This is a genomic window from Cycloclasticus sp. (assembly GCA_040743155.1).
Taxonomy (GTDB): Bacteria; Pseudomonadota; Gammaproteobacteria; order Methylococcales; family Cycloclasticaceae; genus Cycloclasticus.
Genome location: JBFLJU010000001.1, coordinates 959,878 through 973,737, shown reverse-complemented (window position 1 = coordinate 973,737; position 13,860 = coordinate 959,878). Strand labels below are relative to the sequence as shown.

At 42.1% G+C, this 13,860-nt stretch carries 17 protein-coding genes; 1 reads left to right on the top strand and 16 read right to left on the bottom strand.

Annotated elements, in window-relative coordinates:
• Positions 1-26: 26 nt before the first annotated feature.
• From AB1Y31_04715 to surE, 6 genes are read right to left on the bottom strand one after another with little or no spacing between them, the layout of a single operon-like run.
• Positions 27-692, bottom strand: a complete 666-nt coding sequence (locus AB1Y31_04715) for a sigma-70 family RNA polymerase sigma factor (protein MEW4982468.1) — start codon at positions 690-692, stop codon at positions 27-29.
• Positions 689-946, bottom strand: coding sequence for a sigma-70 factor domain-containing protein (locus AB1Y31_04710; GenBank protein ID MEW4982467.1), 258 nt, complete (start codon positions 944-946; stop codon positions 689-691). Before AB1Y31_04710 ends, AB1Y31_04715 begins: the two co-directional genes overlap by 4 nt.
• 1 nt (position 947) lies before the next feature.
• The gene (locus AB1Y31_04705) at positions 948-1,640 is read right to left on the bottom strand and encodes a peptidoglycan DD-metalloendopeptidase family protein (protein MEW4982466.1); all 693 of its coding nucleotides are present in this window, start codon (positions 1,638-1,640) and stop codon (positions 948-950) included.
• Positions 1,641-1,691: 51 nt separating this feature from the next.
• Positions 1,692-2,267 carry a YqaA family protein gene (locus AB1Y31_04700; GenBank protein MEW4982465.1) on the bottom strand — a complete coding sequence of 192 codons (576 nt, stop codon included), beginning with the start codon at positions 2,265-2,267 and terminating at the stop codon, positions 1,692-1,694.
• An 11-nt stretch (positions 2,268-2,278) separates the two neighbouring features.
• Positions 2,279-2,935, bottom strand: coding sequence for a protein-L-isoaspartate(D-aspartate) O-methyltransferase (locus AB1Y31_04695; protein MEW4982464.1), 657 nt, complete (start codon positions 2,933-2,935; stop codon positions 2,279-2,281).
• Positions 2,932-3,684, bottom strand: a complete 753-nt coding sequence (surE, locus tag AB1Y31_04690; GenBank protein MEW4982463.1) for a 5'/3'-nucleotidase SurE — start codon at positions 3,682-3,684, stop codon at positions 2,932-2,934. Before surE ends, AB1Y31_04695 begins: the two co-directional genes overlap by 4 nt.
• Positions 3,685-3,746: 62 nt before the next feature.
• Between surE and AB1Y31_04685 the strand changes: the two genes are divergently transcribed.
• Positions 3,747-4,295 (top strand): Smr/MutS family protein, encoded by a 549-nt coding sequence (locus AB1Y31_04685; protein ID MEW4982462.1) that lies wholly within the window; start codon positions 3,747-3,749, stop codon positions 4,293-4,295.
• On the opposite strand, the gene AB1Y31_04680 is transcribed toward AB1Y31_04685, so the two are convergent.
• From AB1Y31_04680 to accA, 10 genes are all read right to left on the bottom strand, one after another.
• A complete protein-coding gene (locus AB1Y31_04680) occupies positions 4,292-5,092 on the bottom strand; it encodes an undecaprenyl-diphosphate phosphatase (protein MEW4982461.1) in 801 nt (266 codons plus the stop codon). The two genes, AB1Y31_04685 and AB1Y31_04680, sit on opposite strands and share 4 nt — an antisense overlap.
• 9 nt (positions 5,093-5,101) lie before the next feature.
• Positions 5,102-6,148 (bottom strand): tRNA pseudouridine(13) synthase TruD, encoded by a 1,047-nt coding sequence (locus tag AB1Y31_04675; GenBank protein MEW4982460.1) that lies wholly within the window; start codon positions 6,146-6,148, stop codon positions 5,102-5,104.
• Positions 6,149-6,631, bottom strand: coding sequence for a 2-C-methyl-D-erythritol 2,4-cyclodiphosphate synthase (ispF, locus tag AB1Y31_04670; protein MEW4982459.1), 483 nt, complete (start codon positions 6,629-6,631; stop codon positions 6,149-6,151).
• A complete protein-coding gene (ispD, locus tag AB1Y31_04665; GenBank protein ID MEW4982458.1) occupies positions 6,622-7,338 on the bottom strand; it encodes a 2-C-methyl-D-erythritol 4-phosphate cytidylyltransferase in 717 nt (238 codons plus the stop codon). The genes ispF and ispD overlap by 10 nt, the downstream gene beginning before the upstream one ends.
• Positions 7,328-7,612 (bottom strand): septum formation initiator family protein, encoded by a 285-nt coding sequence (locus AB1Y31_04660; GenBank protein MEW4982457.1) that lies wholly within the window; start codon positions 7,610-7,612, stop codon positions 7,328-7,330. The genes ispD and AB1Y31_04660 overlap by 11 nt, the downstream gene beginning before the upstream one ends.
• A gap of 1 nt (position 7,613) precedes the next feature.
• On the bottom strand, positions 7,614-8,894 hold the full coding sequence (gene eno / locus AB1Y31_04655; protein ID MEW4982456.1) for a phosphopyruvate hydratase: 1,281 nt from the start codon (positions 8,892-8,894) through the stop codon (positions 7,614-7,616).
• 21 nt (positions 8,895-8,915) lie between these two features.
• The gene (gene kdsA / locus AB1Y31_04650) at positions 8,916-9,749 is read right to left on the bottom strand and encodes a 3-deoxy-8-phosphooctulonate synthase (protein ID MEW4982455.1); all 834 of its coding nucleotides are present in this window, start codon (positions 9,747-9,749) and stop codon (positions 8,916-8,918) included.
• Positions 9,750-9,751: 2 nt separating this feature from the next.
• A complete protein-coding gene (locus tag AB1Y31_04645; protein MEW4982454.1) occupies positions 9,752-11,392 on the bottom strand; it encodes a CTP synthase in 1,641 nt (546 codons plus the stop codon).
• A 95-nt stretch (positions 11,393-11,487) separates the two neighbouring features.
• Positions 11,488-12,816, bottom strand: a complete 1,329-nt coding sequence (tilS, locus tag AB1Y31_04640; GenBank protein MEW4982453.1) for a tRNA lysidine(34) synthetase TilS — start codon at positions 12,814-12,816, stop codon at positions 11,488-11,490.
• A 60-nt stretch (positions 12,817-12,876) separates the two neighbouring features.
• Positions 12,877-13,836: an acetyl-CoA carboxylase carboxyl transferase subunit alpha gene (gene accA, locus AB1Y31_04635; protein ID MEW4982452.1), complete on the bottom strand. Its 960-nt coding sequence runs from the start codon at positions 13,834-13,836 to the stop codon at positions 12,877-12,879.
• Positions 13,837-13,860 lie beyond the last annotated feature (24 nt).

The following is a 13,860-nucleotide window of genomic DNA, read 5'->3' as shown; positions in this document are numbered from 1 at the left end:
ATAAGGCGCCTTCCAACGCTCTGTTTTTAGTGCAACAAAACAGAGGCAGACATTCCTTCATTTTCAAGAATTGACCTTAATGACTTGAGCGCATTCATCTGAATTTGCCTCACTCGTTCTCGAGTAACACCCATTTCATTGGCGACTTGCTCTAGTGTTGAGGCATGATAACCTCGCACACCAAACCGACGTGAAATAACTTCTCTTTGCTTATCATTAAGTAACTCAAGCCATTCTGATAAATTTTCACGAACTTCTTCTGACTGTAGAATATCTGTTGGTTCTTGTGCGTCTTGATCAACGACGGTATCCAATACTTGCTGATCGCTATCTTTAGAAACAGATACATCAAGTGACGAAACGTTTTCGGCGTGCATACGAAACATTTTCTCAATCACCTCAACAGGCTTTCCCGTTACCTCTGCCACTTCTTCGGCACTCGCTTCACGCTCAAATTCTTGACTCAGTTCTCGTGCTTTTTTGAGATAAATATTCATCTCTTTAATAATATGAATCGGCAAACGAATCGTTCTGGTTTGGTTCATAATTGCTCGCTCAATGGTTTGGCGAATCCACCAAGTAGCATAGGTTGAAAAACGAAAACCTTTTTCAGGATCAAATTTTTCAACTGCACGAATTAACCCCAAATTCCCTTCTTCAATCAGATCCAGCATAGGAAGGCCACGATTCATATAACGTCTTGAAATTTTACAACAAGGCGCAAATTACTCTCAATCATACGCTGCCTTGCTGGTTGATCACCTTGTTGGACAAGACGACCATAATAAACTTCTTCTTCAGCAGTCAATAATTCCGACCCTGTTAAATCATTTAGATATAGTTGTGTAGAATCACTACTTGATGTTTTTTTCGCCTTCCTGGCTGTCTTTTTGCTAGCTAAAACCGGCTCTTTATCAGACGGTTTTATTTTAGTGTTTCCTTGCATTTTATCCCCTTAATTTAGGCAAGTATTTAGTTACCGGAACAGCTTTACCGTGTCGTCTAATTTCAAAAAAAAGAACCCTGCGTTTTTTATTATCTATGCCTATTTCGGCGATAGCTTGGCCCTTTGCGACAATACTGCCTTCTTTTACTAATAACCGTTCATTATATCCATACGCGGTTAAATACTCATTGTTATGCATAATGATTAACAGGTTGCCATAACCTTTTAGTCCATTGCCTGCGTAAACTACTTTCCCTCCCTCACTACTCCTAACCAACTCACCAGATTTGCCAACCAATACGACACCTGATTTAACGAAACCTTTCTCCAGCTTCCTCACCTTTATCGGCCACTGCCAGACCAACTTTAGCTTATTTTTATATTGATTTGCAACCTTATGCTTTTTATATGTTTTCTTTCTTGCTAGAGGTGTCGTTTGCTTTTTATTAATGGTTACTTTGCGCGCTACTAATGTTAGCTTCTGCCCTTTATAAATCGTATAAGGCCATGAGATTCCGTTCCACTTTGCTAATGACTTGTAATCTCGACCATTTTGCCATGCGATTGAATAGAGGGTATCACCTGTACGAACTAGATGTGATTTAGCGGAACTCGTTTTAGCAGGGTTAGAGTAACGATGAACAGGTGCATGTATTTGATTGGAGCTACAAGAAACAAGTATAAAGCTCAGCAATATAAATACTGTCAACGCATAAATGTCTCGTGAATGTCGCAAACTACGTTTTTAGGAGAGTTTATAAATTAGTAGCCCCACAACAATAACTGCGCTGACAGCCCAGCCAATCCTTTCAATATAGTCATTTAGCTTATTTCGCAAGTTATCGCCACCGAGTGATACCAAAAAAGCGACTAAAAAGAACCGTGCTCCGCGACCAACAATAGACGCCAACACAAAAGGGATGAACATCATGTTAAGCATACCAGCGGCAATGGTAAAAAGTTTGTATGGGATGGGTGAAAAACCTGCAATTAAAATAGCCCAAAAACCCCAATCAGCAAACCACACTTTAACGTGCTCAAATTTTGAACCATACTTAAGCGCTTCAATCATAGGCTCTATTAATTCGAACGAAAACATGCCGATTAAGTAGCCGAAGACTCCCCCAATAACCGAGCCTAATGTCGTCAAAAAAGCGAAATAAAAACTTTTTTTGGGCTTAGCCAAACACATCGGCGCTAACATCACATCCGGCGGTATTGGGAAAAAAGAGGATTCTGCGAAACTTAACCCTAATAGAAATCTAGTCGCTTTTGGGTGCTCCGCCCAACATAAAACTTGGTGGTATAAACGCTTAAACAACGTGACTTCTCCTATGCACGGCCTTTAAGAAAAGGCACAAAACTAACCGGTTCAATTGTTTCCACCTCATATGCCGATTCAGTACGAGTGACACGCTGAAGAACCTGATGCCCTTCCTCGCCGATAGGAATGACTAATTTGGCACCTATGGACAATTGTTCTAATAAATTGACAGGGATCTCCGTTGGAGCGGCTGCGGCCAAAATACCTTGAAATGGCGCACACGCTTTCCAACCCCAACCGCCATCTGAGTGTTTAAAACTTATATTTCTAAAGCCAATGTCCGTCAATACAATTTTGGCTTGATCTTGTAATGGTCGGATACGTTCAACTGAAAACACCCTGGGGATTAAACTCGCTAATATTGCCGACTGATAACCTGAACCGGTCCCCACTTCTAAAACATTTTCAGGCAAACCGTCCTCTATCAGTAACTCAGTCATACGCGCCACTATATAAGGCTGAGAAATAGTTTGACCGTGCCCAATCGGTAACGCGGTATTTTCATAAGCGCGACTCGACAATGCCTCGGCCATAAATAAGTGGCGTGGAACTTTTCTCATGACATCAAGAACACGTTCATCTTTAATACCCTGTTCTTGCAATCGAAGAATGAGTCGATCACGAGTGCGCTGCGAGGTCATTCCAATGCCTGCGTGAGTTTTCATAAATCCACCTTTTCTAGCCAATGATCTAATTCGTCTAAACGCTGATAATTGGTTAAGTCAATCTTTAAGGGTGTAATAGAAACGTAGCCATGTTCAACGGCATGAAAATCAGTCCCTTCGCCCGCATCTTGCTGCCCCCCAGGCGGTCCGACCCAGTATATTTTTTTGTTTCTAGGATCACGAGCCTCAATAACTGGTTCTGAGCGATGGCGCTGACCCAGCCTTGTCGCTTTTAGCCCCTTTATCTGATCCAGCGGCAAATCTGGAACATTAACATTCAATATGGTGTCCTGTGGTAGCTCATTCACTAATAATTGCTTAAGTAATTGCGCCGCTATAACCGCTGCTGTTTCAAAATATTGTGGCTGACTTGCATTGATAGAAATGGCGACTGATGGAAAACCAAGAAAACGCCCTTCTGTGGCCGCCGCGACGGTGCCTGAATAAAGAACGTCGTCACCCATATTTTCGCCATTATTTATACCCGAAAAAACAATACTTGGATCTTCCTTTAGCAAACCCGTCATCGCCAAATGAACACAATCAGTTGGGGTGCCATCTACGCTAAAAAAACCATTGTCCATTTGTTGCACCCTCAGCGGCATGTCAAGGGTCAAAGAGTTACTGGAGGCACTTCTATTTCTGTCTGGTGCAACAACCGTTACACGAGCCAGCTCTGATAGTTTAGTGGCTAAAACCGACAAACCCGGAGCAAGGTATCCATCGTCATTACTGAGTAAAATATGCATTAAAATTATTTAGATACGACCGTTAATAAATACTAATGATTCAAATTTGCTAAACTCTTATTATGCCTGAAGATAAAAACAAACACCTAGGTTCAGATCAAGATTCTCAATTATTTCGGGAGTTTGTGGGCGATACAAAACCTCTTACAAGCGATAAGCAATATTCTTTCGAAAATAAACCAAAGCCTAAGCCCATAAAAAAGGTTTTTCATTTAAAGGAAACGCAACATGAGGCTTTTTTTCAAGAGATTGACAACATCCAAGCAGATGACAGTCTATTCTTTTCACGAGATGGCGTTCAACATAAAACGATAAAAAGATTAAAACGCGGCGCTTTTGGAATTGATGAGAAAATTGACTTACATGGTTTAAATAAACAAGAAGCTCAAGAGCTTCTGTACGAGTTCTTAACCGAACAAGTTTCTCAACAGCACCGCTGCCTCCTTATCGTTCATGGTAAAGGCATGGGCTCTTTAAATAGTCGCCCCGTTCTGAAAAACTTAGTTTTCAACCTCTTGAAGAACGAGCCTTCGGTGCTTGCTTTTTCATCTGCTCAAGCACGTGACGGAGGAACCGGCGCACTGTACGTCTTGTTAAGAAAGAACCTTTAAACAGCGTATAAATACAGTAAAAAAGCCCCTAAAAATAAGCGATATATCACGAAAGGTAGCATCCCAATTTTCTCAAGCATGCGTAAAAAAAGTGAAATACAGGCAAAAGCACTTAAGGCTGAAATAACCACACCCGCACATATAGAAAACCAATCAATCGCGATAGAGCTATTCATTAATTCCAACGACTTTAAACTTCCAGCCAAGAAAATTAGCGGTACCGACAGAAGAAATGAAAACCTTGCCGCTGCTTCGCGTGTTAAGCCCAAAATAAGACCTGCTGTCATCGTTATACCTGAGCGAGAGGTGCCTGGAATAAGGGCTAAAACCTGATACAAGCCAATAATAACCGCAGCCCTAATAGTGATTGCATATTCATCTTTAGAACGTGGCCCTTTCACATCAGACCACCAAAGCAATAAGGCAAATACGAGAGTTGATACCGCAATAATGATCGGAGACCTTAAATAAATCTCTATTAAATCTCCCGCAAACAGCCCGACCAAACCAACGGGAATTGTGCCGATGATAACCATCCACGCTAAACGACTATCCTGTGTCTGTTGTTGGCTAACAATAGAGGCAAACCAGCCAACAATTAATTTGCGCAGGTCTTTTCGAAAGTAGCTAACCACCGCGATTAAAGTCCCGACATGCACCGCAATGTCGAAAGCCAGCCCTTGATCTTCCCAGCCTAAAAGGAGCGGCAGTAATATTAAATGCGCAGAGCTTGAAATAGGTAGAAACTCAGTCAATCCTTGTAATAGGCCAAGGCCTACGATCTGCTCTAAATCCATTAACTTTCCCTAATTAAAGCGGTTTTTTATCGTTAGTAATTCACGTACAACCGCCGTTGCATAGCTACCACTCCGCAATTTAAATGACAGCTGGAGTTTATCACTTGCTAGCCAGTCTAATTTAAAATCATCGGGCACGACCCTTAAAGAGCGACGAGAAAAGTCCACACGTTCCTTGATCAACCCATCGCAAAATATTGAATTCTCTTTAAAAACATTATTTTCAAGCTCGTAAACCGCGCTTGCAACGGCACCCTCCCCCTGTCCAAATAGTGGCCCAGTAGGGTGAATATCATGTGCTGATAAGCGTTTATTTATCTCGTTTGAGATATTATCTTCCTTAAAAAATTGACGCGTTCCATTAAGCATAAAAGCATCACCCTCCACTGCTAAGTCCCAGTTTTTATCAGCAGCACGCTCAGCAAGCACTTTATTAAACAAAAAAGACCTCGCAGATGATAAGAGTAAACTTTTCATTTTCTTGTTCTTAATCGCTTCACCTTTGGAAAACAAATTATAAACTCGGTCTATGTTTTGGCATAAATACCCAAACCGCTGATCCATAAAATAGTTTGGCACCCCGAATGTCTTAATTTGCTCTGATCGATCAGCCAGTTGTTCTTTATCGGCATTCAGTTGTGAAACGACAATATTGAACTGATTGAATTTTATCGTACCCCGTTTTAACTTTTTTAAATGGCGCGTCACATGCTCTATTTTTAATGACTCGTCTTCTAACAAGTACCAATCGGGGCCCTCCTTGCCGGGCAGGTGCACACTAAACCATTGTTTAGTAACTCCATGTCTATCTTTCATTCCAGCATAAGAAACCGAACGCCTTGGCAGCTCTGCGTGTATCGCGAGCCTTTTTACAATGTCTTCAGTATTTAGAGCCGTTTTTTGTATGTATAAAAATACGTGCTCGCCATCGCCAGAAGGTTCAAAGGTTAATGATTCATTAACCTTAAAGTATTCATTTTGTTCTCTTAGTAAACCGGTACCGATTGGACCACCGTGCGCATACGGTAAGTCATCAACGTGCGTTTCAAAACCCATCTAAATTGACTTCCTAGAAATCAGCAAAACAACAGCATGTGTTTCTATGCCTTCTTTTCGACCAGCAAAGCCCATGCCTTCGGTGGTTGTCGCCTTAATATTTATTTGCGATGGATCCGCTTTCAAATCATCAGCAATACATCCGGCCATTTTATTTAGGTATTGAGCTAGTTTAGGTGCTTGCGCAATGATGGTTAGATCTATATTACCCACTTGAAAGCCCTCGCTTTCAACTAAACCATACACATGCCGCAATAAAATACGACTGTCTATATTGGCATAATCATCTTTGGTATCAGGAAAGTGTTGTCCAATATCACCTTTAGCTATCGCGCCTAGTAGCGCATCACACAAAGCGTGAAGTGCAACATCCCCATCTGAATGTGCCAACAAACCAAATTCGTATGGTATTTTAACCCCAGCTAAAACAAGCGGCTTTCCCGCTTCAAACTGATGTGCATCATAACCATGACCTATACGCATTGCTCTTTATCCTGTTGTTCTAAGTAATACATAGCTAAATTTAAATCAGCTGGTGAGGTTACTTTTATATTATCTGAGTGACCTTTAATAATTTGAACCGGCTTGTTGAATTGCTCAATAGCACTAGCCTCATCCGTCACCACTTTATTTTCTTGCTTGGCTGATATTAGCGCCTGCTCAAGCTCATTGAGTTTGAACAGCTGTGGTGTCAACGCACGCCAAAGCGTTGATCGGTCAAGCGTTTCTTCAGATAAGCTATTAGAAACTTTCTTGATGGTGTCATGAATCGGCGACGCTAGAATCGCGCCTAATTGATTAGCCAGTGCTGCGCTGGTCAGTAAATCGATATCACTACGCCTTACACAAGGTCTAGCGGCATCGTGAACCAACACCCAATCATTTGAACTCGCTTGTTGTTTAATGGCTTGTATGCCATTCAAAACAGTATCCGACCTCTCTTCGCCACCGATTACCACGGTGATTTGAGAATGTGTAGCGAACATGCTTTCTTTCCAATACGGATCACCGTGTTGAACACACACAACAATATTCTCGATTGCCTCACATGATAAAAGCCGCTCAAGTGTGGTATCCAAAATGGTGGCGCGCCCTAGTTTCAAGTACTGTTTAGGAACACTGCTTTGCATCCTAGTGCCAATTCCTGCAGCAGGCACTACGCACCAAATTTTCTCACCATTACTTTGCATTATCGGGCTCGATATATTGAAAAAAGGTCTCGTCCTTGCCAATAAGCCCTAACTCACTACGTGCCTTTTCTTCAATAACATCGTGCCCACTTTTCAGGTTGACTACTTCGGCTTGTAAGGCATTATTGCGCTGAGTTAGTGTTTTATTTTCAGCCCTAAGTGATATTATTCTTTGTTCTAATTGCCACGAATCTTGAATTTTCCCTTCGGCAATCCAAAGTTTGTACTGTAGATAACCGAAGAGAACAATAAGTATGGCCAGTAGAACTTTCAAACTAGCTTAGGTATTTAAACGCCTTTTTGCCAGCATAGATCGCATTCGCACCTAAATCTTCTTCAATGCGCAGCAAGCGATTGTATTTGGCGACACGATCAGAACGACAAAGCGAGCCCGTTTTAATTTGACCTGAACACGTTGCAACAGCTAAATCTGCAATCGTGGTATCTTCAGTCTCACCCGAACGATGGGAAACAACTGAGGTATATCCATTTTCATGTGCCATTTTAATAGCGGCTAACGTCTCAGTCAGTGTGCCAATTTGGTTCACTTTAATTAAAATCGAGTTGGCGATATTTTTATCGATACCTTGTTTGAATATCTCAGGGTTCGTAACGAATAGATCATCTCCAACTAATTGAACTTTGTGACCCAATTTTTCAGTCATGTATGCCCAACCGTCCCAATCATTTTCATCCAAGCCATCTTCAATTGAAATGATAGGGTATTGGTTTACCCAGTCAGCAAAAAAGTCTGTCATCTGCTGTGAGTTAAAGCGCTTATTCTCAGATTTTAGGAAGTACTCACCCTTGTTATAAAACTCTGAACTTGCTGCATCAAGCCCAAGTGACACATCATCACCTACTGTCAAACCGACTTGTTCAATCGCTTGCAGAATCACTTCAATCGCTTCTACATTCGATGATAGATCCGGTGCAAAACCACCTTCGTCACCAACTGATGTACTAAGCCCTTTAGCCAACAGTACTGATTTCAACGCGTGAAATACTTCAGTCCCATAACGCATCGCTTCACTGAAATTAGGTGCGCCAACCGGCAAAATCATAAATTCTTGTAGGTCTACGCTGTTATCTGCGTGCGAGCCACCGTTAATGATATTCATCATCGGCACGGGCAATACAAAATCAGTGTCCCCAAGGTAGCGATACAATGGTAAACCGCCTTCATTAGCAGCGGCATGTGCGGCCGCTAGTGATATGCCTAACGTTGCATTCGCGCCGAGTCGAGCTTTATTATGCGTACCATCAAGCTCAATCATAGCTTTATCAATGGCCTCTTGATCACTAGCATCCATGCCTATCAACGCATCTTTAAGTTCACCATTAACGTGGCCGACTGCTTTCAACACACCCTTTCCGCCATAACGACTTTTATCGCCATCACGTAGTTCAATTGCTTCACGTTCACCTGTCGACGCGCCTGATGGCACCATCGCACTACCAATAACGCCTGATGCTAAGGTTACATCTGCTTGTAATGTTGGGTTACCACGTGAATCTAAAATCTCACGCGCCTTTATATCAACTATCTGTGCCATAACGTCCTCAAGTATATTGTCTTAAAATGTATTTTCGATAAACCCAGTTTGTTTAACTGCGTCGTCAATTGTTTTCATGATGCTGAGAAGTTCTTTCATTTTGTCTAAAGGTACTGAATTAGGCCCATCACTCAATGCCTTCTCGGGGTCAGGGTGAGTTTCCATAAACACACCAGAAACACCCGCTGCCATTGCTGCTCGCGCTAACGTTGGCACAAACTCACGTTGACCTCCCGACGAACTACCTTGACCGCCCGGCAGTTGAACAGAATGCGTTGCGTCGAACACTACCGGTGCATTTGTTTCACGCATAACCGCCAATGAACGCATATCAGAGACTAAATTATTGTAGCCAAAAGACGCCCCTCTTTCACAAACCATAATGTTTTGGTTACCAGTCGATCGCGCTTTATCGACCACGTGTTTCATATCCCAAGGAGCTAGAAATTGCCCTTTTTTGATATTGATCGGTAAGCCAGTTGCCGCAACGCGCGTAATATAATTTGTTTGACGGCACAAAAAAGCCGGCGTTTGCAATACATCAACAACGGATGCAACTTCATCCATTGGTGTATCCTCATGAACATCCGTAATAACCGGCAGCCCCAATTGATCTTTTACAGCTTGTAGCACCCGTAAGCCTTCCTCAATACCCGGCCCTCTAAAGCCATCAATGGAAGAGCGATTCGCCTTATCAAAAGACGATTTATAAATAAAAGGAATACCTAGTTCATCTGTTATTTCTTTTAAAGTGCCCGCCGTATCAATTGTCATTTGTTCACTTTCAACGACACAGGTACCCGCAATTAAAAAAAAGGGTTGATCTATTCCTACTTCAAATCCACATAAATGCATGTTTATTCCGCCTTTTCAACCGATGAAGAGTAATCAATGGCCGCTAAAACAAAACCACTGAATAAAGGATGCCCCGTTCTGGGTTTAGAGGTGAATTCCGGATGAAATTGACATGCTAGGAACCACCTATGCTCAGGAATTTCAACTATTTCGACTAATCGACCATCCATTGATTTGCCCGATATTTTCAAGCCCTCAGATTCAAATTGTTCCAAAAAGGTATTGTTAAATTCATAGCGATGTCTATGACGTTCAGTAATAACATCCTTTCCATATACTTGATGAGCCAACGACCCCGGAACAAGTTGACATTTTTGACTACCTAAACGCATGGTGCCACCCAAGTCTGAACTCTCATCACGTGTTTCAACTTGGCCTTCTTCGGTTAACCATTCTGTAATTAAACCAATTACGGGATAAGGCGAATCCGGCATAAATTCGGTGCTATTCGCTCCTTCAAGGCTCATTTTGTTTCTTGCATACTCAATCACTGCTGACTGCATACCGAGGCAAATACCTAAATATGGCACATCGTTTTCACGAGCGAAACGTATTGCCGAAATTTTTCCATCGACTCCTCTTTCACCGAATCCGCCGGGTACAAGAATGGCGTCAACGTTATTTAAAACCCCCGTGCCGTTCTCTTCAATTTCTTCCGAGTCAACTTTTACGACCTCGACCTGTGTTTTAGTGTGAATACCCGCATGGATTAACGCTTCTGTCAGCGATTTATAGGCATCCGCGTGGTCTACATACTTACCAACCAAGGCTATTTTGACGGTTTCAGTCGGCGCAAACAACCCGTCCACAACGTCCTGCCAGTCGGACAAGTCTGCTGGAACGGTATCTAAATGCAACTTCTTTGCTACGATTTGATCAAGGCCTTGATCATGTAACATCATAGGAATTCGATAAATACTGTCGGCGTCCAAAGCGGTAATCACCGCTTTTTCTTCCACATTGGTAAATAATGCAATTTTCTTGCGGTCTGAGGCGGGAATTGGGCGCTCTGAACGACAAATTAAAATATCAGGCTGAATACCAATCGTTCTTAACTCTTTAACTGAGTGCTGTGTCGGCTTGGTTTTAATTTCTTTTGCCGAGGCAATATAAGGAACAAGCGTTAGATGAATAAACAGGCATCGATCATCACCAAATTCGACACGCATTTGACGAATGGCCTCTAGAAAAGGTAACGACTCAATATCACCAACTGTGCCGCCAACTTCAATTAATGCAACATCAACACCTTCAGAACTCTTGATAATACTGCTTTTTATCTCGTCAGTAATGTGAGGAATAACTTGAACTGTTCCACCTAAGTAGTCGCCACGCCTCTCTTTTTTTATGACAGTTTCATAAATTTGGCCGGTCGTGAAATTGTTCGCTTTAGACATAACACTATTGCTGAAACGCTCATAATGACCTAAATCTAAATCCGTTTCGGCACCGTCATCTGTCACATACACTTCACCGTGTTGAAATGGACTCATTGTTCCAGGATCAACGTTGATATAAGGGTCTAGTTTCGTCATGGTTATTTTCAAACCACGCGCTTCAAGAATAGTTGCTAATGATGATGCGCAAATTCCCTTACCAAGAGACGACACCACACCGCCGGTTATAAATATAAACTTAGCCATACAAACCTATGAGTCAAAAATATGAATGTTGCACATTATACGCGAATCAGATAATAAGAAAGCCCCCGCCCAGCATAAAACTTAAAACTTAGGAGTTACCTAAGCTGTAATTTCGGGTGTTGCCAATCAAGCACATAGCCGAGTTCATTCTCACTCGCTAAAAATCTTTCATCTAGCCAAAGATCAGCCACGGCAGCTAGCTCATTATTAAGATAGATCAATGGAATTGAATGCCTAACCCATGGCAGGATTTTTTCTTCATTAAGGAGTTTTTTTAATTTCTTACTGCCCAATCTTGCCGCTAATTTTATAGTTTCCCCGCCCTGACGACACCGTATTGATACCTCAGATGAATTCCATAGCTTTTGGGCTATCCCCTCTCCAACAATGGGTATTAAACAGATCTCGCCCAAAGTATTAGGTAATTTAATTCTCTCAGAGCGCCATTCAATAGGTGAAAATGTTGATTCACCCTGTTGATGGGTAAAAAACAGACGCCCATCAAACAACCTAACCTGTTGACCTGACCACTCAACAAGGGGGGTTTTATCGACCTTAGCGCTTAGCATCATTAGAATTTGTAACAAGACTTTTTCTGAAGGAAAAAGTACGCCTCGTGCTCTAAGCCATTGACGTATAACGAGTCTCTGAATTTCTTCTTTTTGATCCAATATCGGCTTAATATAGAGTTCGCCATCACCTGTTTCTAATAAAAAAGAGGAGCCAACATCAGCTAAGATTGAAGACGCCTCTGCACAGTGAGACGCAGTTCTTGATGTTGTTTTAGAAAAAGCTGGCCACCTTTTTCTTATTAGTGGAATAACTTGTTGCCGCAAAAAATTTCTATCGTAGGACTCATTCTGATTACTTGAATCCTCAACCCAACTCAAACCCTTTTCATCTGCGTATTCTAGAATATCTTTTTTAGAAAACTCCAATAATGGCCTAGAGATAAACCCTGCATCAAACCGAGCCAGTGTCGGCATACTCGCCAAACCATTAACCCCTGAACCCCTGAGCAATTGAAGCATCAGTGTTTCAGCCTGATCATCTTGATGCTGAGCTGTTAGTAGCACGGTATTTTCATCAACCAAGGTTGAAAGCGCGGCATATCTTGCGCGTCGAGCGGCTTGCTCAGGACCCTCCCCGTTATTATTTCTTGCATCAACCTGCTGCGAAGTGAAATCAACACCTAGGTCAATCGCTACTTTTTCACAGTGTTCAGACCAACGCGAAGAATCTTCATGTAAGCCATGATCAATGTACACGGCTTTGAATGCGAGGTGGTTTAGATTTTTCTGTAACTGAGCACAGACATGGAGCAAAACATGAGAGTCAACACCACCACTATATGCGATAACAATCCGCTTAATATCTGTAATTGAGGCTATACGTTGCTCAACACAGTTAATTAAATCGTTCAATCTCTACGCCCTGTTGATAAACCAACGACTGTCACCCAGAGGAAGCCGGTGATGAAACGATTAAGATTCTGTGAATTTTCCGTAACTCATCAAGCGCTGATAACGCTCTGATAACAGCTCATCGATTGACTTCATATTAAGCTCATCCACTTCTTTCAGTAAGAGACTTTTGATCTGGCTTTTCATGAAAGCCAAATCTCTATGCGCACCACCTAATGGTTCTTCAATAACGCCATCAATCAAACCGTTAGCCAGTAATTTACTTGAGGTAATCGCCATCGCTTCTGCTGCTTGAGATGCTTTCTCTGCACTCTTCCATAAAATGGACGCACAACCTTCCGGTGAGATGACTGAGTATGTGCTGTACTTTAATAAAAACAATTTGTCACACACGCCTAAAGCAAGCGCACCTCCAGAGCCGCCTTCACCAATGACGATGCTGATGATAGGTGTTTTAAGTTTGGACATCTCGAAAAGATTTTTGGCAATTGCCTCGCTTTGCCCTCGCTCTTCTGCACCAACACCTGGGTATGCACCTGGTGTATCGATGAATGTAATAATAGGCAAGTTAAAACGTTCTGCCATGTGCATCAAGCGCAGAGCTTTTCTATAACCCTCTGGTCTTGGCATACCAAAGTTCCGTTTCAGCTTTTCCTTTGTATCACGCCCCTTCTGATGACCAATAACCATCACAGGGAGGCCATCAAGTCTGGCCATTCCGCCAACAATAGCAGAATCATCGGCATAGTGCCTGTCACCATGTAGCTCAATAAAGCCATCAACAACACCATCGATATAATCCAGTGAGTAAGGGCGTTTGGGGTGACGGGACAATTTGGAAATTTGCCAATCACTCAATTTTGCAAAGATAGATTCTGTTAGAGAAAGGCTTTTTTCCTGTAAGCGGTCGATCTCTTTTTTAATATCAATTTCGTTATCTGTTCCAACACGGCGAAGCTCTTCCAGCTTTTCCTCGAGTTCAACAATCGGTTGTTCAAAATCTAAATAATCTAAGTTCATGGGTCTATTTTATCTTGAGTCGAG

What these genes read in the sequence shown, in the direction of transcription:
- ispD (MEW4982458.1), bottom strand. Translation starts at nt 7,338, where the DNA reads ATGCAAAGTAATGGTGAGAAAATTTGGTGCGTAGTGCCTGCTGCAGGA.
- ispF (MEW4982459.1), bottom strand. Translation starts at nt 6,631, where the DNA reads ATGCGTATAGGTCATGGTTATGATGCACATCAGTTTGAAGCGGGAAAG.
- kdsA (MEW4982455.1), bottom strand. Translation starts at nt 9,749, where the DNA reads ATGCATTTATGTGGATTTGAAGTAGGAATAGATCAACCCTTTTTTTTA.
- AB1Y31_04680 (MEW4982461.1), bottom strand. Translation starts at nt 5,092, where the DNA reads ATGGATTTAGAGCAGATCGTAGGCCTTGGCCTATTACAAGGATTGACT.
- AB1Y31_04710 (MEW4982467.1), bottom strand. Translation starts at nt 946, where the DNA reads ATGCAAGGAAACACTAAAATAAAACCGTCTGATAAAGAGCCGGTTTTA.
- AB1Y31_04695 (MEW4982464.1), bottom strand. Translation starts at nt 2,935, where the DNA reads ATGAAAACTCACGCAGGCATTGGAATGACCTCGCAGCGCACTCGTGAT.
- surE (MEW4982463.1), bottom strand. Translation starts at nt 3,684, where the DNA reads ATGCATATTTTACTCAGTAATGACGATGGATACCTTGCTCCGGGTTTG.
- AB1Y31_04675 (MEW4982460.1), bottom strand. Translation starts at nt 6,148, where the DNA reads ATGGGTTTTGAAACGCACGTTGATGACTTACCGTATGCGCACGGTGGT.
- AB1Y31_04715 (MEW4982468.1), bottom strand. Translation starts at nt 692, where the DNA reads ATGAATCGTGGCCTTCCTATGCTGGATCTGATTGAAGAAGGGAATTTG.
- AB1Y31_04685 (MEW4982462.1), top strand. Translation starts at nt 3,747, where the DNA reads ATGCCTGAAGATAAAAACAAACACCTAGGTTCAGATCAAGATTCTCAA.
- AB1Y31_04645 (MEW4982454.1), bottom strand. Translation starts at nt 11,392, where the DNA reads ATGGCTAAGTTTATATTTATAACCGGCGGTGTGGTGTCGTCTCTTGGT.
- eno (MEW4982456.1), bottom strand. Translation starts at nt 8,894, where the DNA reads ATGGCACAGATAGTTGATATAAAGGCGCGTGAGATTTTAGATTCACGT.
- accA (MEW4982452.1), bottom strand. Translation starts at nt 13,836, where the DNA reads ATGAACTTAGATTATTTAGATTTTGAACAACCGATTGTTGAACTCGAG.